Genomic DNA, 20,770 nt, shown 5'->3' on the forward strand with positions numbered 1-20,770 from the left:
CCCGTGTCACGGCGGCGCCGCATCGCCGCGCTAGCCTGGCCTTTGTGTTTTCGTCTCGCCAGTTTTTGTCTCACTAACGATGGAGCAAGCCCCAATGCCGAACAATAGCCAATGGATCCGCGTCGAAACCGAAGGCGGCGCCTTCGATGCCTACCTGGCGCTGCCGCCGGCCGGCAAGACCGCCGGCGCCCCCGGGATCGTGCTGGTGCAGGAGATCTTCGGTGTCAATGAACATATCCGCGCCGTGGCGGACCAGTACGCGGCCGACGGCTACGTGGTGCTGGCCCCCGACGTGTTCTGGCGCGACGCGCCGCGCGTGGAGCTGGGCTATGCCGGCGACGACATGAAGCGCGCGCTGGAGCTGCGCCAGAAGGTCGACGTGGAACTGGCGCTCAAGGACATCGCCGCTACCGCCGAAGCCCTGCGCGCGCAGATCGGCGCGGGCGGCAAGATCGCCGTGGTGGGCTACTGCTTCGGCGGCCTGCTGGCCTACCTGAGCGCGGCGCGCGGGCTGGTCGACGCGGCCGTGCCGTACTACGGCGGCGGCATCCAGAACAACCTGCAGGAAGCGGCCAGCATCAAGGTGCCGGTGCAGTTCCACTACGGCGCGCTCGACGCACACATCCCGGCCGAAGCCGTCGCCAGCGTGCGCGCCGCCGTGGCCGGCAACCCGCGCGCGGAGATCCACGTCTACCCGCAGGCCGATCACGGCTTCAACTGCTGGGCGCGCGGCTCCTACCACCAGCCCTCCGCCGTGCTCGCGCATGGCCGCGCGCTGACCTTCCTGGCCGGCGTGCTGTAATCCCCGCCGCGGCCTGCGGCCGCGCGCCCGCCCGCGCCACGCCGTCCCTCCGGCGCGGGCCACCCTTCCCCCAAACCTCCCCCCGCCGGGGCGCCTTGCGCCGAATCCGCGCCGCCCGTATGCTGGCCGACGTTCGCCAACGCCGCCGTTCCCCGCGCCCCGTCCATGCCACCGGCGCCGGGAGATGTCCGTCGCGGCAGCGGCTCAAGACTTGCTGGACCCTGGAAAAACACAACGGAGACCACCATGCAGTCAGAGCAGCAGCGCGTCCTGCGCAACACCATCCCCGATGCCCTCGCCCGCGCGGTGCGGCGCAGTCCGGCCAAGACCGCGCTGCGCTTCGGCGAGCGCAACTGGAGCTACCGCGAGCTGGAGGCGGCCGCGGCCGCCGTGGGCGCCGCGCTGCTGCGCTGGGGCCTGCGCCCGGGCGACCGCGTGGCGGCGTTCGGCAAGAATTCCGACGCCTACGTGCTGCTGTGGCTGGGCTGCCTGCGCGCCGGGCTGGTCCACGTGCCGGTGAATTTCTCGATGACGCGCGGCGAGGTGGAGTACGTCGTCGGCCAGTCCGGCGCCAGCGCGCTGTTTGCCGACCCGTCGCTGGCGCCGCTGGTGGCGGGCCTGCCGTGCCGCGTGCTGGGCAGCCTGCACGGCGGCGGCCCGCGCGACGTGCTGGCCGCCGCCGCGGGCCCGGGCGACGAAATCCTGGCCACGCTGGACGAGGCCATGCCGGCGCAGATCCTCTACACTTCGGGCACCACCTCGGCGCCCAAGGGCGCGGTACTCACGCACCGCGCCTTGCTGGCCGAGTACATGAGCGCCATCGCCAGCTGCGACATCCGCGCCGAGGACTATTCGCTGGCGGCGCTGCCGCTCTACCACTCGGCGCAGATGCATGTGTTCCTGATGCCGCTGCTGCTGATGGGCGGCACCTGCCTGCTGGCGCAAAGCCCCGAGCCGGGCTTCTGCCTGCGCACCGTGCGCGAGGCCGGCATCACCAGCTTCTTCGCGCCGCCCACGGTGTGGATCTCGCTGCTGCGGCATGCGGATTTCGATCCGCGCAAGCTCGGCAGCCTGACCAAGGCCTATTACGGCGCGTCGATCATGCCGCTGCCGGTGCTGCAGGAACTGCGCGAGCGCCTGCCGGCACTGCGCTTGTTCAATTGCTACGGGCAGAGCGAGATCGGGCCGCTGGCCACGGTGCTGGGGCCGGAGGAGCACCGCGAACGGCCGGCATCGGCGGGCCGGCCGGTGCTCAACGTGGAGACCCGCATCGTCGACGAGGCCATGCGGGACGCGCGCCCGGGCGAGCTGGGCGAGATCGTGCACCGCTCGCCGCAGTTGCTGACCGGGTACTGGGACAAGCCGGAACAGAGCGCGGAAGCCTTCGGCGGCGGCTGGTTCCACTCGGGCGACCTGGGCTACATGGACGAGGCCGGCTACCTGTACGTGGTCGACCGCATCAAGGACGTGATCAACTCCGGCGGCGTGCTGGTGTCGAGCCGCGAGGTCGAGGAATGCCTGTACCAGCACGAGGCGGTGGCGGAGGTGGCGGTGTTCGCGCTACCGCATCCGAAGTGGGTGGAGGCAGTGGCGGCCTGCGTGGTGCTCCGGCGCGATGCGCGCGCGCGGCAGGACGATGGCGGCGACGGCGCGCGGGAAGAAGCGCTGCTCGCCCACGCGCGCGCGGCGCTGGCGCCGTTCAAGGTGCCCAAGCGCATCGTGTTCGTCGCCGACCTGCCGCGCAACACGGCGGGCAAGCTGCTCAAGCGCCAGTTGCGCGAGGACTACGCGGGCCTGTTCGGCGCCTGAACCGCCGTCACGCCATCACGCCGTCAGTACGGCATCGCCACGCCGTTCTGCACCTTGACCCGGTCGCCGTTGCGCAGGTTGTACGGCGTCGACTGGGTCAGCGTGAGATAGCCGTTGTCGGTGGTGCGCACGCGGATGCGGTAGGCCGGCGGCGCGGTATTGGCGCGCTTCTCGACTTCGTTGCCGGCCACCGCGCCGGCCACCGCGCCGCCGATGGTGGCCACCGTGTTGCCGCGCCCGCCGCCGACCTGGTGGCCCAGCAGGCCGCCGACCACGCCGCCGATCAGCGCGCCGGCCACGCCGCCGTCCGGCGCTTGCCCCTGCACCATCTCGATCGACTCGACCTGGCCATAGCGCACGCCATAGGTCTCATAGCCGCCCGCGGCGGGCGCGGCCTGCTGGTAGCCGGCCTGCGGATACGGCGGCTGCGCATAACCCGGCTGCGGCTGCGGGTAGCCGCCCTGCTGGGGATAGCCTTGCTGCGGGTAGCCCTGCTGCACGTAGCCTTGCTGCGGCTCGCCGTCCTGCGCCCAGGCCGGCTGCGGGTAGCCGTCCTGGGGATAACCGGACTGCGGGTAGGACGCCTGCGGAACCCCCTGCTGCGGGTAGGCGGCGGGATAGCCGGAGGGATAGCCGGAGGGATAACCGGCAGGATAGGCCGCGCCGGCCGGCGCACCGCCGGCGCCGTAGCCGCCGTATCCTCCCGCGCCATATCCTCCGTAGGGCGCGGTCACGCAGCCGGCCAGGGCGCCCGCGGCGAGCAGACCCAGCGCGGCGGCACGGAGAACGGAAGAGAAGGGAAAGGACATCGGCTGGCTCCTGCGCTGAAACGCGTGTTGTGGTGCGCGCGATTCTGGGGCCGGCCGGGCGCCGCGGGTGTCACCGGGATCTGTGATTGGTAACTGCCTGTAACGCCGCGCGCGGGCCGCGGCGCGCGGAGGGATTCCGGCGGGATTCCGGCGGCGATGCAGACGGGGATTCAGGCGCGCTCGGCGCCGTCGTCGTTGAACGCGGTCAGGCGCGCCACGCGGAAGGTGCCGCGCAGCGATTCGAGCTCGCTCCGGTGCAGCATCGCCAGCCGGTTCAGGAAGCGCTCGCCCTTGGCCAGCAGATGGACCTCCACGATGCGGCGGTCGTCCGCGTTGGCCTTGCGCTTGACCAGGCCGGCCGCCTCGCAGCGGTTGACCAGCGCCACCACGCCGTGCTGCTTGGCCTGCAGGCGCTCGGCCAGTTCGCCGATCGAGGCCCAGTCCTTGCCGGCGCAGCCGCGGATATGCAGCATCAGCAGATATTGCTGCACGGTCAGGCCTTCGTTGTGGGCGGCGTCCTCGGAGAACCGCAGGAAGCGGCGCAACTGGTAGCGGAAATCGGAAAGCGCCTCGAAATCCTGCTTGGCGAGCGGGGCTTTGGCGGCGGCTGGCTGACGGGTCATTGGCGGGTCAGCGGCATGGCGCTGTGGTCTGGTCCGGCGCCCATTATAGGGGCTGCCTTCCGGCCCGCCGTGCCGGGCGCCCCGGCGCGCGGCACGGCGCGGAAGCGTGCGGCGGCATGCGGCAACCCGCATTTCGACCCGGCCCCGTGCGGGTATGGCAGAATCTGTGCGTCCGCAGACACTCCCGACTGCCAACGTCATTCATTGCCACGGAACCGAAACCGATGTTCACGGAAATCGCCCTCTTCCTGCTCGATACCGTCTTCACCTTGTTCGGCATGGCGCTGTTGCTGCGCGTCTGGATGCAGTGGACCCGGCTGCCGACCCGCAACCCGGTCTCGCAAGGCGTGTTCCAGGTCACCGACTGGCTGGTGCGGCCGCTGCGCCGGATCATCCCCGGGCTGGGCGGCATCGACTGGGCCACGCTGGTCGGCGCCTGGCTGACCGCGATCGTGTTCCTGCTGCTGGTGATCCTGCTGTCCGGCGCGGACCCGTCCGCCTTGCTGCCGCTGCTGCTGCTGATCGCGCTGCTCAACGTGCTCAAGTGGGGCGTCAGCATGGTGATGTGGGTCACGCTGCTGATGGCGATCCTGTCGTGGGTCAATCCGCAGTCGCCGGTCACGCCCGCCATCAACCACCTGACCGATCCGCTGCTGCGCCCGATCCGCCGCGTGGTGCCGCGCCTGGGCGGCTTCGACATTTCGCCGCTGGCGCTGTTCGTGATCGCGCAGATCCTGCTGATGGTCATCGCCCGGCTCGGCGCGGGCCTGTTCGGCGCGCGCTTCGGGCTGTAGCCGACAGCGGGGGCGGCGCCCCCGCCATCTCCGTTGCCGCGCTATTGTCCACGCTGGCGAACAGTGTTTCGATGATTGGTACTTTTTCCTGGGCGGCAGGCCGCCTACATTACGGGCAACGTGGAACAAACCACGAAGCACCACGACAAAGCCCAGGAAGAAAGCTCCAATGAAAACAACTCTCGCACAACCCCGTACCCTCGCCACCACCCTGCTCTGCGCCATCGGCCTGTCGCTGGCCGCCGCCTCCGCGCACGCCAGCACGCCGGTCTCCGACCTGTCCCGCCTGGACGGCAGCATCGGCCGCAAGGTCGACTCCTTCACCGACGGCGCCCGCTCGGGCCCGCGCGACCCGTTCACCGATGGCGCCCGCACCGCCCCGCGCGATGCCTTCACCGACGGCGCGCGCGGCGTGAACGAGCCGCGCGGCAGCTTCAGCGACGGCGCCTGAGCGCCGCGCCACCGAATCTCCGGGACGGAGGAGACAACGGCACCACGGAAAGACCGGCCTGCCAGCCGGCTCGCGACATGCCCCCGCAGCCGCGCCAGCCCTCACGGGCCGGGCGCGGCTGTGTCGTTTCGGGCGTGGCTTTCCGGTGGATGCCGCGCTCAGGCTTCCTCGCGCTGCGGCTCGGCCAGGTCGGTCGCCATCATGGCTTCGACCGCTTCCATGAACACGCGCACCTTGCGCGGCTGCAGCCGGCGGTCGGGCAGCAGCGCGAAGACCCGCAGCGGCGGCGGCGGGCAGTCCGGCATCACCTGCACCAGCCGGCCCTGCGCCACCTCGGCTTCGCAGTAGGCGCGCGACAGCCGCGCGATGCCCAGCCCGGCCAGCGCGCCCTGCAGCCGCAGTTCCGCGTTGGAGGTCTGCATGCGCGGGCGGATCGGCACCGACACGCGCTCCTCGCCGCGCATGAATTCCCAGATGCCGTCGCCGGTGGTGGTCAGCGTGGGCAGGTTGGCAAGGTCCTCCGGCTGCAGCTGCGGCGGCAGCGCGGCGGCCAGGGCCGGCGCCGCGAACAGGCCACGCTCGACATGGTAGATGCGCCGCGCCACGGTGCCGGAGTCCGGCAGGTCGTTCTCGACCGCGACGAAGGCCACGTCGAAGCCGTCGCGGATCGGGTCGACCATGCCCTGGCTGATCTCCACCTTCACGTCGAGCGCCGGATGCGCCGCAAGTGTCCGGCAAATCACGCCGCCCAGCTGCTGGGCGCCGAACTCGTACGGCGAGGCGATGCGCAGCACGCCCTGCACGCGCTCCTCGCGCGCCAGGGTTTCCTGGCGGATCTCCCGCAGCCGCGCGAACAGCGGCGCCACGTCGCGGTATACCGCGCTGCCGGCGTCGGTCAGGCGCATGCGCCGGGTGGTACGCTGGAGCAGCTTGGCGCCGATGGCGGACTCCAGCCGCGCCACCGCCGCCGAGACGCGGGACTTGGGGCAGTCGAGCTGCTCGGCCGCCGCCGTGAAGGTGCCCTGCTCCACCACGCAGCAGAAGGCTTCCCAATCGTTCCACTGGATTGTCTCGTTCACCAGGCCAGATTTCCTTTGCAAGCTATGTTTCCCAAACGCGCGCCATTATGCGGCACGCGCGCCGGCGGCGCCGCGCGGCACTGGCGCGCGGCGCGCATTTCCTCTACCCTTTCGGCCTTTCCGTGCATATTCGGCGTCCGGCCGAACTGATCGATGGCCAGCCCAGCCGCTCCAGACCATCCCGCCAACCCTGCCGCCGGCGCCGCGCCGGCCCAGGAGAAGCCGAGCGACAGCTATGTGCAGTCCTTCGCACGCGGGCTTTCCGTCATCCGCGCCTTCGACACGCAGCACCCGGCCCAGACCCTGAGCGAGATCGCGCAGGCCAGCGGCCTCACGCGCGCGGGCGCGCGCCGCATCCTGCTGACGCTGGTGGGGCTGGGCTACGTGCGCGCCGACGGGCGCCTGTTCCGCCTGACGCCCAAGATCCTCGACCTCGGCTTTGCCTACCTGACCTCGATGCCGTTCTGGAACCTGGCCGAGCCGATCATGGAGGCGCTTTCGCAGGAAGTGCACGAAAGCTGCTCGATCTCGGTGCTGGACGGCACCGAGATCGTCTACGTGCTGCGGGTGCCGGCGCGCAAGATCATGACCATCAACCTGTCCATCGGCAGCCGCCTGCCGGCCTATTGCTCGTCGATGGGACGAGTACTGCTGGCCGGCCTGCCCGACGCGGAGCTGGATCGCGTGCTGGGCGCCAGCGACCTGCGCGCGCGCACCGACCGCACCATCACCGACCCGGCGGCGCTCAAGGACATCGTGGCCGGCATCCGCGCGCGCGGCTGGGCGCTGAACGACCAGGAACTGGAGGAAGGGCTGGTTTCGCTGGCCGCGCCGATCCGCAACCGCGCCGGGCAGGTCATCGCCGCCATCAACATCAGCGGCCAGGCCAACCGCACCAGCGCCGACGAGATGGCCGCCAATTTCCTGCCGCCGCTGCTGGCGGCGTCCGAGAAAATCTCGAACCTGGTCAGCCTGCGCACCTGATGGTGGCGGGCCACGCCTGCCGCACCTGCCGCACCCGCCGCGCTAGCGCGCGGCGGCAGCGGGCGCGGACAGCGCCACGGTGCCGAACTCGGCCGAGCGCGTGCCCGGCAGCGGATGGTTGCCGGCGCCGAAATACGCGAAGGCCGCCGACAGCTTGACCGCGTCGGAGACGTTCTGCCCGGCGGCGTGGAACAGCCGGCTGTCGAAGAACAATACGTCGCCGCGCTCCAGCACCAGCGGCCGCACGCCACGCAGCAGCGCCTGGCTGGCCGGGTGCGACTCGACCAGGAATTCCGCCGCGTCGAGCTGGCCCGGTTCCAGCGCCACCGTGTGCGAGCCGGGAATCACGCGCAGCACGCCATTGCTGTCGTCCTCGCGGCCCAGCGCCAGCCACACCGTCACCAGTTCCGGGCGCGCGAACGACCAGTAGCGCGTGTCGCGGTGCCAGCCGGTCTGGCTGCCGAAGCGCGGGTGCTTGGTCATCACGCAGTTGTGGTGCGCCAGCGTCAGGCAGGCCGGCTCGCCCAGCAGCGTCGACACCACCCGCGCCACGGCGGGATCGGTGGCCCACTGGCGGAACGCCTCGTCGCGCCCGTAGGCCTGGCGCAGGCGCCGCACCGTGCCGCCGCCGTCCGCGTCGCGGCTGGCGGGCGCGCCCGGATAACCGAGCTCGGCTTCGTATTCCACCGGCGGCACCGCGGCGGCAAGCTGCCGGCGCGCGACCTGCTCGATGCGGTCGCACACGGCGGGCGGCGCGAAGCCGCGCAGCACGATATAGCCGTCGGCATGGAAGGTACGATTCAGCGCGTCCAGTTCAGCGGCGGCGGGAACGATGGCGGAGGCCGGGGCGGCCGCGCTGGCGGCGCCCGGAGATGCGGCGAGGGGGGAGTTCATTGCAGCGGATGTGGGGGTTGGCAGGGTCCGACAGCTTCGATAATGCCAGAAGCCGCGCAATCCGGCGTGATCTGGCACAACACGGGTGCGCCGCGCGGCGCCCTGCGTGCGCAAACAGACTGTTGCCCGGTGCGCGCGCGCCGCTACAATGGCCGGGTCCCCGATCCGACCCGCAGGCTTCCAGTGACCGCTCGTCCCCGCATCGTCGCCTCGCTCTCCCAGGCGGAAGCCCAGCTCGGCCGCATCGTCCTGGGCAAGCCCCGGCAGGTCCGGCTGGCGCTGGCCTGCATGCTCGCGGGCGGGCACCTGCTGCTCGAGGACCTGCCCGGCGTGGGCAAGACCACGCTGGCGCACGCGCTGGCGCGCACGCTCGGCCTGCAGTTCCAGCGCGTGCAGTTCACCAGCGACCTGCTGCCGGCGGACCTGATCGGCGTGTCCGTCTACGTGCGCGAGAGCGCCGAGTTCCGCTTCCACCGCGGCCCGGTGTTCGCGCAGGTGGTGCTGGCCGACGAGATCAACCGCGCCACGCCCAAGACGCAGAGCGCGCTGCTGGAGGCGATGGCCGAAGGGCAGGTGACGCACGACGGCGTCACGCACGCGCTGCCGTCGCCGTTCTTCGTCATCGCCACGCAGAATCCGCTCGACCAGATCGGCACCCACGCGCTGCCTGAATCCCAGCTCGACCGCTTCACCATGCGGCTGTCGCTGGGCTACCCCGATCCCGCCTTCGAGCGCGTGCTGTACCTCGGCGGCGGCGCGCCCGCCGACACCGGCCCGGTGATGGACGCCGACCAGGTGGTGGCGCTGCAGCAGGCCGCGGCGCAGGTCTATGCGGGGCCGGCGCTGGTGGACTACGCGCTGGCGCTGGTGCAGGCCACCCGCGCGCATGCCGGCTTCGCCGCCGGGCTGTCGCCGCGCGCGGGGCTGGCGCTGCTGGCCTGCGCGCGCGCGTGGGCGCTGCTCCACCAGCGCGACATGGTGCTGCCGGAAGACGTGCAGGCGGTCTTCGAGCCGGTGGCGGGACACCGCCTGCTGCCCGCCGGCGGCGCCGGCGCCGGACAGGACACGCTCGCCCGCCTGCTGGCCGAAGTCGCCGTTCCCTGAGCGATGCCGCGCAGCCGGCCGTTCCCGCCGCAAGCCGCGCCTGCGGGCGCGCCGCCGCCGCGCGGCAGGCGCTGGCCGTGGGGCGCGCCGCCGTGGCTGCAGCGCCGGCGCCCGCCGCGGCAGGGCGTGGTGACGCTGGACCGCCGGCATCTCTACATCCTGCCCAGCCGCACCGGCTTCGGCTTTGCCTTGCTGCTGGTGGCCATGCTGCTGACCTCGCTGAACTACAACATCAGCCTCGGCTTCGCCCTCACCTTCCTGCTGGGCGGCATCGGCATGGCATGCATGTGGCAGGCCTACCGCAACCTGCTCGACGTCACCGTGGCCGGCGCGAGCGCCGCGCCGGTGTTCGCCGGCGAGGCGGCGGCCTTCGGCCTGCGCGTGGCTGGCGTGGCCGGCGCGCGCGCGCCGGTGCGCATCGGCATCGAAGCCAGCCTGCCGGCGCAGGCCGGCGCGCAGCCGGCCAGCCTGAGCCTGGCGCGCGGCGCCGCCGGCGTGCTGACGCTGCGGCTGCCCACGGCGCGGCGCGGCTGGCTGGCGCTGCCGCGCGTGACGCTCTCCAGCCGCTTTCCGTTCAACCTGTTCCGGGTATGGAGCCATGCCGACCTGCCGCTGGCCGCGCTGGTCTACCCGCAGCCCGAGGCCGGCGCGCCGCCGCTGCCGTTCGCCACGCAGCCGGACGAGGACGGCGCGGCATCGCTGCCGTCGGACGACGGCACCGACCAGTTGCGGCGCTACCGCAGCGGCGACCCGCTGCACCGCATCGCCTGGAAGCACAGCGCGCGCACCGGCCGCTGGCTGAGCCGCACCGGGCAATCGGGCAGCCAGCCGTCGTGCTGGCTCGAATGGCAGTCGCTGCCGCCCTCGCTCGGCAACGAGGCGCGGCTGTCGCGCCTGTGCGCATGGGTGCTGGCCGCGGGCGACGCGGTGGAAATCGGCCTGCGGCTGCCCGGCGTGGAGATCGCGCCCGGCCGCGGCGGCGCGCATCGCCGCGCCTGCCTGGAAGCGCTCGCGCTGTGGCCGGCCCGGCCCGGGCAGGCCGCGCCGGAACACGCCGCGTGAAGGCGCACCGGATGAAGCCCGCGCCCCGCCCGCTCGCCCATCAGGAACACGGCCTGCTGCTGGGCCAGCTGGCGCTGGTGCTGGCGCCGCAGGCGCGCAGCCTGCCGGTTGCCGTCAGCGTCCTGCTGGTGCTGCTGATGGGCTGGCGCTGGCTGCTGTGGCGCCAGCGCGCGCCGCTGCCGTCGCGCCTGACGCTCGGGCTGGTGGCCGGACTGGTGCTGCTGGTGGCCGCCGCACTGGTGTGGCAGGCCGGCGGCAACATCGGGCGCGATCTCTCGGTGGCGCTGCTCGGCGCCTTCGTCGTGCTCAAGCTGCTGGAGTGCCGCGTGCTGGCCGATGCCACGCTGGTGACGCAGTTGTGCTTCTACCTCCTGCTGAGCCTCTATCTGTTCGACCAGCCGTTCTGGCTGGCGCTGTACAGCCTCGCCATCGCGGCCTGGCTGCTGCGCAACTGGCTGTTCCTGGGCCACCCGGAGGCGCGCGGCTACCTCGCGGTGTGGCCGCTGCTCGGGCGGCTGGCGCTGGCCGGGCTGCCGTGGGCGCTGCTGCTGTTCGTGCTGTTCCCGCGCCTGGACCGCCCGCTGTGGCGGCTGCCGCAGGCCGAGCCGGTGGCCGCCACCGGCCTGAGCGACACCATGAGCCCCGGCAGCGTGAGCGAGCTGACGCAATCGCCCGAAGTGGCGCTGCGCGCCGACGTGGAGGGCGGGCAACTGCCGCCCGGCGCCCTGTACTGGCGCGCGCTGGTGCTGTGGCAGTTCGACGGGCAGACCTGGCGCGCGGCGCCCGGGCGCCAGCGCCGCGGCCGGCCCGCGCCGGCGCTGCCGGCGGAGGCAACGACAAGCGCGGCGGCGAACGCCACGCCCGCCGGCGTGATCGACTACAACATCACGCTCGAGCCCAACCAGCATCCGTGGCTGTTCCTGCTCGACCGGGGCCAGGCCATCTCCGCCCCGGCCGGCGTGCGGGTCAATGCCGACGGCGAGTTCTTCATGCGCGACCTCATCGACCGGCGCCTGCGCTATCGCGCCCGCTCGGCGCCGGCCGCGGCGGAGCCGCTCGATGCGCAGACCCGGCTGCTGGCCTTGTCGCTGCCGCCCGGCAACCCGCGCAGCCGCGCGCTGGCCGCCGACTGGGAACAGCGCTACGCGGACCCGGCGCAGCGCGCGCAGGCCGCGCTGCGGCTTTTCGCCGCGGCGCCGTTTGCCTACACGCTGTCGCCGGCGCCGCTCGGCCAGGAGCAGGTGGACGGCTTCCTGTTCGACACCCGGCGCGGCTTCTGCGAGCACTACGCCAGCAGCTTCGTCTTCCTGATGCGCGCGGCGGGCGTGCCGGCGCGCGTGGTCACGGGCTACCAGGGCGGCGAGTACAACCCGATCGGCGGCAACTACATCGTGCGCCAGGCCGACGCCCACGCATGGGCGGAAATCTGGCTGGACGGGCGCGGCTGGGTGCGCGTCGATCCCACCAGCGCGGTGGCGCCGAGCCGCGTGGAACGCGGCCTCAACGCCGCGCTGGACGCCGGCGAGACCGCCGTGCGCGAGCCGGGCTGGCTGCGCGAGCTGCGCTGGGGCATGGATGGCATGGTCTACACCTGGCAGCGCTGGGTGCTGCAATACGACCGCGGCCAGCAGGCCCGGCTGATGCGGCAGCTCGGCATCGGTGACAACCTGCCGCAGGCGTTGCTGGGCGGGCTGGCCGCGCTCAGCCTGCTGGGGCTGGTGCCGCTGCTGCCGCTGCTGCGCCGGCGCCGCGAGGCCGATCCGGTGCAGGCGCTGTACGCGCGCTTCTGCCGCGAGCTGGCGCGGCACGGCTGCGTGCGCGAACCCGCCGAAGGCCCGCAGGATTTCGCCGCGCGCGCCGCGCTGGCCTGGCCGGAGGGCGCCGCCGCGGTGCTCGACTTCAACCGGCGCTACATGAAGCTGCGCTACGGACCGCCGGAGCCGGCGGCGCGGGCCGCGGAGCTGGCGGCGCTGCGCGAGGCCCTGCGGCGGCTGCCGCGCCGCCCGGCCGGCGGCGGTCCCGCCACCGCGCCCGGCATGCCCCGCACGCCCAGTATTCCCGACATGCCCGACATGCCGCGGTAAATGGTTTCAGGTGATATGATTACGACTGAAATCAAATGGCCGGCACGGCATCCCGTTGCGCCGGCGTCACCTCGAGCCTTGCGCCATGTCGTTCGAAGACCGCATTGACCGTTTCTGCGCCAGCCACCCCGAGGCGCCACGCGACCTGATCCTGGCTTCGCGGCTGCTGCTGCGCACCGCGCGCCTGCTGCGCACCCATATCGACCGCGCGCTCGCGCCGTTCGAGCTGGACCTCCAGCAATACCTGGCGATCAGCATGCTCGCCACCGACGAGGCGCAGCCGACGCTGCCGTCCGAGCTCGGCCTCACGCTCGACGCCACCCGCACCCAGATGACGCGCCTGATGGACGGGCTCGAAGCGCGCGGGCTGGTGCGGCGCAACGCCTCGGCGCAGGACCGCCGCGCCACCGAGCTGGTGCTCACCGCCGCCGGCCATCGCCTGCTCGAGCGCGCGGCGCCGGCGGTGCACGCGGCCTACGCCGAAGCCTGGCAGCCGCTCGGGGACAGCGGCCTGGGCACGGCCACGCGCGCCCTGAACCGGCTGCACAAGAACCTGCTCGCGCTGGAGCCATGAGAACGGCTTCCGCGTTGCGGCCACTGCGCCTGGGGCTGCGCTGGCTGCGCCTGCTCAGCCACCGCCAGCGGCAGACGCTGTTGATGCTGCTGCTTGCGTTGGCCACCTCGGTCGAGTTCCTCGAGAACATCATGTTCGTGTTCGCGTCGAGCCACATCGTGGGCGGCGTGGACGCGGACCCGCGCAGCTTCGCGCTGGTCCAGGCCGCCTACGCCGTGGGCAGCATGCTGATGATCCTCAAGCAGCAATGGCTGGCGCAGCGCTTCGGCTACCGCTACTACCTGACCGGCGCGCTGATGATCTTCATGGCGGGCACGCTGGCGGCGGCCACCAGCCATTCGCTGCCGCAGCTGGTGGGCGCGCGCTTCGTGCAGGGCGTGGGCGGCGGCGCGCTGTTTACCAGCTGCCGCATCCTCGTCAACGTGATGTTCGCCCCGGCCGACCGGCCCCGCGCGGCACGCATCTTCATGCTGGGCATCTTCTCGGCCTCGGCGCTGGCGCCGGCGCTGGCCGCCGAGCTGATCGAGCGCGGCGTGTGGCAGGACGTGTTCTACGGCGCGCTGCCGTTCGCGGCGCTGGCAACGCTGGGCGCATGGCTGCTGCTGCCCGACGCGGAGCCGCGCGACGACGATGCCGGCCCCGCGCTCGGGCCGCTGCTGCTGTTCGGCGCGGCCGTGGTGGCCTTGCAGGCGGCGCTGACCGAGGCCCGCTTCGACATCTTCTCGCACCCGCTGCGGCTGGCGGCGATCTGCGCCGTGGGCCTGGGCCTGCTCGGGTCGTTCCTGTGGCAGCAGTGGCACCACAGCGCGCCCGTGCTGCGCGTGCGCGCGCTGGGCGATCCGGTCTACCTGACCGGGCTGGGAATGTACTTCGCCTATTACCTGATCAGCAACCTCAGCGGCTACGTGTTCCCGATCTATGCCGAACAGGCGCTCGGCATGCCGCTGGCGCGCACCGGCTGGCTCAACAGCTTCGCCGCGCTGGTGAGCCTGGCCGGCATCGCGGTCTACCTGCGCGTGGCGCCGAAGCTGCCGCACAAGAAGCCGCTGATGGTGAGTGGGCTGCTGCTGATGGCCGGCGCGGCATGGTGGTTCTCGTCGATGCCGCCCGATGCCGGCCCGCAAGCGCTGACGCCGGGGCTGATCGGCAAGGGCCTGTTCGGCGTGCTGGTCATCATCCCGGTCGCGGGCCTGACGTTCCGCTCGCTGGCCGCGGAAGACTTCGCGCACGGCTATCGCAGCAAGAACCTGCTGCGCCAGATCGCCGCCTCGTTTGCCTCGGCGCTCGGCGCGGTGCTGCTGCAGAACCGGCAGTTCGCCGTGCACACCAGCCTGACCGGCGCGCTCGGCCAGCACACCGCGCAGACCCAGCTATGGATGGACTCGGCACAGGCTGGCTGGAGCGCGCGCGGATTCGACCCGGGCCATGCGCATCAGGCCGCGCTCGCGCAACTGGCCGGGATGGTCGACACCCAGGCCAGGCTGATCGCCTGCGAGGACCTGTACCGGCTGATCGCGGCGCTGGCGCTGGTCGCCGCGGTGTTCATGCTGGCGCAGCGCCGGCTCGACTGAGCGCAGGCTGGCGGGACACTGGAAACGGATGCCGCGAAGGTAGCGGGAGGGGCGCAACCGCTGGGCGGCGGAACGCGGGGACTGCCGGGGCCGGGCGAATCGCTCCGGCTGGAACGTGCTCGATGCGGACGACGCATCAGCCGGCCGGGCGGCCGGCAACAACGGATCTCGTGCTCAGAACAAGGCCAGCTGGCGCATGCCGAAGCCGATGGTTTCTTCCACGCGCATGCGCGCATGGGCGAGCGAGCCTTCCGCGCCGGAGTAGTTGCCGGCGGCCCAGTGGTAGACCACCGGAAGCTCGCCGCGGTCGGACAGGCGCACCTCGCCCAGCTTCTCGCCGCGCTCGTTGCGGTAGAAGTGCGAACGGTAGCCACGCTCCCAGTGCGGGGCGGCTTCCGCTTTCTTGCGGCGTCGTGGCGAGGGCGTCGATTGCGGCAGGCGCCGCGCTCTTTCGGTACCCGTGGTCGCGGACGCGCGGGTGAAATCCAACTGCATAGACTTCCTTGTATTCGAGTCTGCAGGACGAATTCGCAACAAGGGTCCGGAGACCGTCGCGGCGTGCCCTGCGTCGCAGTCGAGATAATACCTGTTACCGCGCGTTCTGACAGCCCCATATGCACCGGAATTCGGCTTCCAGCAAGGCTTGGCGGGCCGGACGTATACCTGGCGTATACGTCCGCGTATACGTATACGCCAGGTATACGGGGCATTAACGCGGACGCGTTTACCACGCCGCGCGCATTATCGGCGGCGCGCCCGGCACCGCATTTTCGACAGTGCCGGGCGCGCGCCTGCGCGCTGCTCAACCGAGGTCGAGCGGGATGAAGATGCGGGCGTCGTCGCGCTGCACCAGCAGCGCCACTTGCTTGCCGGCCTTCGACACCAGCGCGCGCAACTGGTCGGCCGAGCTGATCGGCGTGCCGTTGATCGACAGGATCACGTCGCCGGGCTGGATGCCGACCTTGGCCGCGGGGCCGGCCACGTCCTCGACCACCAGGCCGCCGTCGATGCCGCTGTCGCGCTTCTCGGTCGGGCTCAGCGGACGCACCGCCAGCCCGAGCTTGCCGCCGGCGTCGTTGGCCGGGCTCTTGTCGGCCACGGCCGTATCCTTGGTCGTGCCGATCTTGACGGTCAGCGTCACCGGGTCGCCCTTGCGGATGACCTTGAGCGAGGTCTGCGTGCCGGGCGCGAGGTCGGCCACGCGCTCGGGCAGGTCGCCGGAATGGTCGATCACGTCGTTGCCGAGCTGCACGATCACGTCGCCGGGCTTCACGCCGGCCTTGGCGGCCGGGCTGTCCGGCTCCACCGAGTTGACCAGCGCGCCGCTGGGCTTGGGCAGGCCGAACGATTGCGCCAGCGCCTGGTTTACCTCCTGCACGCCGATGCCCAGGCGGCCGCGCGTAACCTTGCCGTGCGCGACCAGCTGCGTCTCCACCTTGGTGGCGACGTCGATCGGGATCGCGAACGAGAGGCCCTGGTAGCCGCCGGTCTGGCTGTAGATCTGCGAGTTGATGCCGATCACTTCGCCGCGCTGGTTGAACAGCGGGCCGCCCGAGTTGCCGGGATTGACGGCCACGTCGGTCTGGATGAAGGGCACGTAGGTGTCGTCGGGCAGCGAGCGCGACTTGGCGCTGACGATGCCGGCGGTCACGGTGTTCTCGAAACCGTAGGGCGAACCGATGGCCAGCACCGGCTCGCCGACGCGCACGCGCGCGGGGTCGCCCAGGCGCACCGTCGGCAGGTTCTTGGCATCGATGCGGATCACCGCCACGTCCGACTGCGCGTCCATGCCGAGCACCTTGGCCTTGAATTCGCGGCGGTCGGTCAACTTCACGGTCACTTCCTGCGCGCCGTCGACCACGTGGGCGTTGGTCAGGATCAGGCCGTCCGGACTGACGATGAAACCCGAGCCGAGGCCGCGCACCAGTTGCTGCTGGCCGCTCTGCGGGCCCTGGAACTGCGGGCCGAAGCGCTTGAAGAACTGGAACAGCGGATCGTCCGGGTCCATGCCCGGCGGCACCTGCGCCGAGGTGCGCTGGGCGCGCGAGGTCACGCTGATATTGACCACGGCCGGGCCGTACTGGTCGACGATGGCGGAGAAGTCGGTCGGGGTGGCGACGGCCACCGGCTGCGACGGTGCCGTGACCGGGCTCTGCGCGGCGTATCCCGGCGTGATGACTTCTTTCTGCAGATAGGCATAGCCCCCGGCAAGCGCGGCCAAGGCGGCGATACCAATGGCGGAGCGGGCAAGTGTCTGACGGATCATGGCGTCTTCCTTTACTGGTTTTACCTTGGGCGTCCGAACGATCGGGGACGCGACAGGATCCATGCTAAGGGGCGATCCTTAAATCAGACTTAAGGAAAGGAAGAGCGCGAGAATTTAACGGGAGCGGATTCGGGAATCCCACCGCCGGGATGGTCAGGCAGCCGGTTGCAACCGGACGTCAGGCGAATATGTCGACAACATCGCGCATAGATCACGCTTCTGCGCCGAATTCAGCCGCTTCGCGGCGGCTTCGGCCTTCGAGGCTTCGGAGCGGTTCTCGAATTCCTTCCAGCCGAGCACCCGGATCGGCTTGTGCGAACGGGTATATTTTGCGCCCGTACCGGCCTGATGCTGGGCGAAGCGGCGCTCCACATCGGTCGTGATGCCGGTGTAGATCTTGTTGCCCTCGCATTCGAGCAGGTAGAGAAACCACGGGGCGCTGCTGCCGTCGGCTGGCATCCGGAATATATCGAGATGGAAACGCGGCAATTATGCAGGCTGGGGCGGCGGCTGCAAAGCCATTGTGCATTTTCCGCCGCGGCTGTCCGAGCAGCCCGAAGCGCTGTCCAGCGATCGGTCGCCCTAAAAAGCAAAACCCCCCAGTACGTACGTACTGAGGGGTTTTAAGAGAGAGCCTGGCGATTACCTACTTTCACACGGGTAATCCGCACTATCATCGGCGTGGAGTCGTTTCACGGTCCTGTTCGGGATGGGAAGGGGTGGTTCCAACTCGCTATGGTCACCAGGCATGAGCGGTGTGTTGCGCTGGGCTTGTCGGCCAACGCAACGAATAGGGATGTAGTCAGGTTGTGTCTTGTATCGGCCAGGCTGCTGAGCAGCGGCACGCGATACGTCAACCAGGCAGAAACACACTGGTTATAGGATCAAGCCTTACGGGCAATTAGTACTGGTTAGCTTAACGCATTACTGCGCTTCCACACCCAGCCTATCAACGTCCTGGTCTCGAACGACCCTTCAAGGAGGTCAAGCCTCCAGGGAATCCTCATCTTCAGGCGAGTTTCCCGCTTAGATGCTTTCAGCGGTTATCTCTTCCGTACATAGCTACCCTGCGATGCCTCTGGCGAGACAACAGGTACACCAGCGGTACGTCCACTCCGGTCCTCTCGTACTAGGAGCAGCCCCCGTCAAGATTCCAACGCCCACGGCAGATAGGGACCAAACTGTCTCACGACGTTTTAAACCCAGCTCACGTACCTCTTTAAATGGCGAACAGCCATACCCTTGGGACCGGCTACAGCCCCAGGATGAGATGAGCCGACATCGAGGTGCCAAACACCGCCGTCGATATGAACTCTTGGGCGGTATCAGCCTGTTATCCCCAGAGTACCTTTTATCCGTTGAGCGATGGCCCTTCCATTCAGAACCACCGGATCACTATGTCCTGCTTTCGCACCTGCTCGACTTGTCGGTCTCGCAGTTAAGCACGCTTTTGCCATTGCACTTTAGGTACGATGTCCGACCGTACCAAGCGTACCTTCGAACTCCTCCGTTACACTTTGGGAGGAGACCGCCCCAGTCAAACTGCCTACCATGCACTGTCCCCGACCCGGATTCACGGGCCAAGGTTAGAACCTCAAACAAACCAGGGTGGTATTTCAAGGTCGGCTCCACGCAGACTAGCGTCCACGCTTCAAAGCCTCCCACCTATCCTACACAGATCGGTTCAAAGTCCAATGCAAAGCTACAGTAAAGGTTCATGGGGTCTTTCCGTCTAGCCGCGGGGAGATTGCATCATCACAAACACTTCAACTTCGCTGAGTCTCGGGAGGAGACAGTGTGGCCATCGTTACGCCATTCGTGCAGGTCGGAACTTACCCGACAAGGAATTTCGCTACCTTAGGACCGTTATAGTTACGGCCGCCGTTTACCGGGACTTCAATCAAGAGCTTGCACCCCATCATTTAATCTTCCGGCACCGGGCAGGCGTCACACCCTATACGTCCACTTTCGTGTTTGCAGAGTGCTGTGTTTTTATTAAACAGTCGCAGCCACCATTTTATTGCAACCCCTTCACCCTCCTGGCGCAGGCCAGTCAAGCTACAAGGGCGTACCTTATCCCGAAGTTACGGTACCAATTTGCCGAGTTCCTTCTCCCGAGTTCTCTCAAGCGCCTTAGAATACTCATCTCGCCCACCTGTGTCGGTTTGCGGTACGGTCTCGTATGACTGAAGCTTAGAGGCTTTTCTTGGAACCACTTCCAATTGCTTCGCAGCACTAGGCCGCTCGCCCCATATCCTTGAATTCCGCGCCCGGATTTGCCTAAGCGCCTTCTCCAATACAGGGACCGGGACTTCCAACACCCGGACAACCTTCCGCGATCCGTCCCCCCATCGCATCATACGACGGTGCAGGAATATTAACCTGCTTCCCATCAGCTACGCATCTCTGCCTCGCCTTAGGGGCCGACTCACCCTACGCCGATGAACGTTGCGTAGGAAACCTTGGGCTTACGGCGAGGGGGCTTTTCACCCCCTTTATCGCTACTCATGTCAGCATTCGCACTTCTGATACCTCCAGCATCCTTTACAAGACACCTTCACAGGCTTACAGAACGCTCTCCTACCACGCACTTACGTGCGTCCGCAGCTTCGGTGACTGGCTTAGCCCCGTTACATCTTCCGCGCAGGACGACTCGATCAGTGAGCTATTACGCTTTCTTTAAAGGGTGGCTGCTTCTAAGCCAACCTCCTGACTGTTTTAGCCTTCCCACTTCGTTTCCCACTTAGCCAATCTTTGGGACCTTAGCTGGCGGTCTGGGTTGTTTCCCTCTTGACACCGGACGTTAGCACCCGATGTCTGTCTCCCGTGATTGCACTCTTCGGTATTCGGAGTTTGCTATGGCGGGGTAATCAGCAATAGACCCCCCAACCATGACAGTGCTCTACCCCCGAAGGTGAGACACGAGGCACTACCTAAATAGTTTTCGGAGAGAACCAGCTATTTCCAGACTTGTTTAGCCTTTCACCCCTATCCACAGCTCATCCCCTAACTTTTCAACGTTAGTGGGTTCGGTCCTCCAGTACGTGTTACCGCACCTTCAACCTGGCCATGGATAGATCGTCTGGTTTCGGGTCTACACCCAGCGACTGAACGCCCTATTCGGACTCGCTTTCGCTACGCCTTCCCTAATCGGTTAAGCTTGCCACTGAATGTAAGTCGCTGACCCATTATACAAAAGGTACGCCGTCACCCGTTTCCAGGCTCCGACTGTTTGTATGCATGCGGTTTCAGGATCTATTTCACTCCCCTCCCGGGGTTCTTTTCGCCTTTCCCTCACGGTACTGGTTCACTATCGGTCGATCACGAGTATTTAGCCTTGGAGGATGGTCCCCCCATCTTCAGACAGGATTTCACGTGTCCCGCCCTACTTGTCGTACACCTAGTTCCACAACGCTGTTTTCGCATACAGGGCTATCACCTGCTATGGCCGGCCTTTCCAGACCGTTCTGCTAACAACACTGCTAAAGAGTACAAGGCTCTTCCCATTTCGTTCGCCACTACTTTGGGAATCTCGGTTGATTTCTGTTCCTGCAGCTACTTAGATGTTTCAGTTCGCCGCGTTCGCTTCCCTGACCTATGTATTCAGTCAGGGATGACCCATAAGGGCCGGGTTTCCCCATTCGGACATCTCCGGATCAAAGCTTGTTTGCCAGCTCCCCGAAGCTTTTCGCAGGCTACCGCGTCCTTCATCGCCTGTGATCGCCAAGGCATCCACCACATGCACTTGTTCGCTTGACCCTATAACAAGTGTGTCTCTTTCGAGTCACGCTTCCTACAGGTTGAGTTCTCGCATTTGTGCCGTATTCCAAGTCATCTTTCGATCACTTTAAAATACATTTGGTT

17 protein-coding genes and 2 rRNA genes are annotated in these 20,770 nt (G+C 68.6%); 10 read left to right on the forward strand and 9 right to left on the reverse strand.

The genetic code is table 11. From position 1 onward, the window contains the following. Nucleotides 1-94: 94 nt before the first annotated feature. Nucleotides 95-802, forward strand: a complete 708-nt coding sequence (locus ACWTPI_RS32640; protein ID WP_454733837.1) for a dienelactone hydrolase family protein — start codon at nt 95-97, stop codon at nt 800-802. A 246-nt stretch (nt 803-1,048) separates the two neighbouring features. Beyond that, the gene (locus ACWTPI_RS32645) at nt 1,049-2,611 is read left to right on the forward strand and encodes a fatty acyl-CoA synthetase (RefSeq protein WP_454733838.1); all 1,563 of its coding nucleotides are present in this window, start codon (nt 1,049-1,051) and stop codon (nt 2,609-2,611) included. Nucleotides 2,612-2,634: 23 nt separating this feature from the next. Here the strand turns inward: ACWTPI_RS32645 and ACWTPI_RS32650 are convergent, their stop codons facing one another. Beyond that, nucleotides 2,635-3,420 carry a glycine zipper 2TM domain-containing protein gene (locus tag ACWTPI_RS32650; protein ID WP_454733839.1) on the reverse strand — a complete coding sequence of 262 codons (786 nt, stop codon included), beginning with the start codon at nt 3,418-3,420 and terminating at the stop codon, nt 2,635-2,637. Nucleotides 3,421-3,590: 170 nt separating this feature from the next. Continuing rightward, on the reverse strand, nt 3,591-4,043 hold the full coding sequence (locus ACWTPI_RS32655) for a MarR family winged helix-turn-helix transcriptional regulator (protein WP_020204992.1): 453 nt from the start codon (nt 4,041-4,043) through the stop codon (nt 3,591-3,593). Between the two features lie 224 nt (nt 4,044-4,267). Between ACWTPI_RS32655 and ACWTPI_RS32660 the strand changes: the two genes are divergently transcribed. Further along, nucleotides 4,268-4,837: a YggT family protein gene (locus ACWTPI_RS32660; protein WP_059415822.1), complete on the forward strand. Its 570-nt coding sequence runs from the start codon at nt 4,268-4,270 to the stop codon at nt 4,835-4,837. A 169-nt stretch (nt 4,838-5,006) separates the two neighbouring features. Next, entirely contained in the window at nt 5,007-5,288 is a 282-nt protein-coding gene (locus ACWTPI_RS32665) for a hypothetical protein (protein ID WP_059415827.1), read from the forward strand. 158 nt (nt 5,289-5,446) lie between these two features. Here ACWTPI_RS32665 and ACWTPI_RS32670 read toward each other — a convergent pair whose 3' ends face one another. Continuing rightward, nucleotides 5,447-6,367, reverse strand: a complete 921-nt coding sequence (locus ACWTPI_RS32670; RefSeq protein ID WP_020204995.1) for a LysR family transcriptional regulator — start codon at nt 6,365-6,367, stop codon at nt 5,447-5,449. Between the two features lie 153 nt (nt 6,368-6,520). Here ACWTPI_RS32670 and ACWTPI_RS32675 point away from each other — a divergent pair, with 153 nt between their 5' ends. After that, nucleotides 6,521-7,351 carry an IclR family transcriptional regulator gene (locus tag ACWTPI_RS32675; protein WP_454733840.1) on the forward strand — a complete coding sequence of 277 codons (831 nt, stop codon included), beginning with the start codon at nt 6,521-6,523 and terminating at the stop codon, nt 7,349-7,351. Between the two features lie 42 nt (nt 7,352-7,393). On the opposite strand, the gene ACWTPI_RS32680 is transcribed toward ACWTPI_RS32675, so the two are convergent. Further along, nucleotides 7,394-8,245 (reverse strand): phytanoyl-CoA dioxygenase family protein, encoded by an 852-nt coding sequence (locus ACWTPI_RS32680; RefSeq protein WP_020204997.1) that lies wholly within the window; start codon nt 8,243-8,245, stop codon nt 7,394-7,396. Between the two features lie 183 nt (nt 8,246-8,428). Here ACWTPI_RS32680 and ACWTPI_RS32685 point away from each other — a divergent pair, with 183 nt between their 5' ends. The 5 genes from ACWTPI_RS32685 to ACWTPI_RS32705 all read left to right on the forward strand — a co-directional run bounded on the left by ACWTPI_RS32685 (nt 8,429) and on the right by ACWTPI_RS32705 (nt 14,640). Continuing rightward, nucleotides 8,429-9,349 (forward strand): AAA family ATPase, encoded by a 921-nt coding sequence (locus ACWTPI_RS32685; RefSeq protein WP_059415835.1) that lies wholly within the window; start codon nt 8,429-8,431, stop codon nt 9,347-9,349. Between the two features lie 3 nt (nt 9,350-9,352). Then, entirely contained in the window at nt 9,353-10,411 is a 1,059-nt protein-coding gene (locus tag ACWTPI_RS32690; RefSeq protein ID WP_454733841.1) for a DUF58 domain-containing protein, read from the forward strand. 11 nt (nt 10,412-10,422) lie between these two features. After that, nucleotides 10,423-12,495, forward strand: a complete 2,073-nt coding sequence (locus ACWTPI_RS32695) for a transglutaminase TgpA family protein (RefSeq protein ID WP_454733842.1) — start codon at nt 10,423-10,425, stop codon at nt 12,493-12,495. Between the two features lie 85 nt (nt 12,496-12,580). Next, entirely contained in the window at nt 12,581-13,069 is a 489-nt protein-coding gene (locus tag ACWTPI_RS32700; RefSeq protein ID WP_020205001.1) for a MarR family winged helix-turn-helix transcriptional regulator, read from the forward strand. Beyond that, a complete protein-coding gene (locus ACWTPI_RS32705; RefSeq protein ID WP_029044023.1) occupies nt 13,066-14,640 on the forward strand; it encodes an MFS transporter in 1,575 nt (524 codons plus the stop codon). The genes ACWTPI_RS32700 and ACWTPI_RS32705 overlap by 4 nt, the downstream gene beginning before the upstream one ends. A 174-nt stretch (nt 14,641-14,814) precedes the next feature. Here the strand turns inward: ACWTPI_RS32705 and ACWTPI_RS32710 are convergent, their stop codons facing one another. The 5 genes from ACWTPI_RS32710 to ACWTPI_RS32730 all read right to left on the reverse strand — a co-directional run bounded on the left by ACWTPI_RS32710 (nt 14,815) and on the right by ACWTPI_RS32730 (nt 20,665). Further along, nucleotides 14,815-15,135, reverse strand: coding sequence for a hypothetical protein (locus ACWTPI_RS32710; RefSeq protein ID WP_020205003.1), 321 nt, complete (start codon nt 15,133-15,135; stop codon nt 14,815-14,817). A gap of 307 nt (nt 15,136-15,442) precedes the next feature. Next, nucleotides 15,443-16,906: a DegQ family serine endoprotease gene (locus tag ACWTPI_RS32715; RefSeq protein WP_454733843.1), complete on the reverse strand. Its 1,464-nt coding sequence runs from the start codon at nt 16,904-16,906 to the stop codon at nt 15,443-15,445. Nucleotides 16,907-17,059: 153 nt separating this feature from the next. Then, nucleotides 17,060-17,365 carry a GIY-YIG nuclease family protein gene (locus ACWTPI_RS32720; protein WP_454733844.1) on the reverse strand — a complete coding sequence of 102 codons (306 nt, stop codon included), beginning with the start codon at nt 17,363-17,365 and terminating at the stop codon, nt 17,060-17,062. Between the two features lie 174 nt (nt 17,366-17,539). Next, nucleotides 17,540-17,653: ribosomal RNA gene (gene rrf, locus ACWTPI_RS32725) — 5S ribosomal RNA — on the reverse strand. A gap of 133 nt (nt 17,654-17,786) precedes the next feature. After that, nucleotides 17,787-20,665, reverse strand: a 23S ribosomal RNA gene (locus ACWTPI_RS32730). Between the last annotated feature and the right edge of the window lie 105 nt (nt 20,666-20,770).

The organism is Cupriavidus ulmosensis (assembly GCF_977008105.1).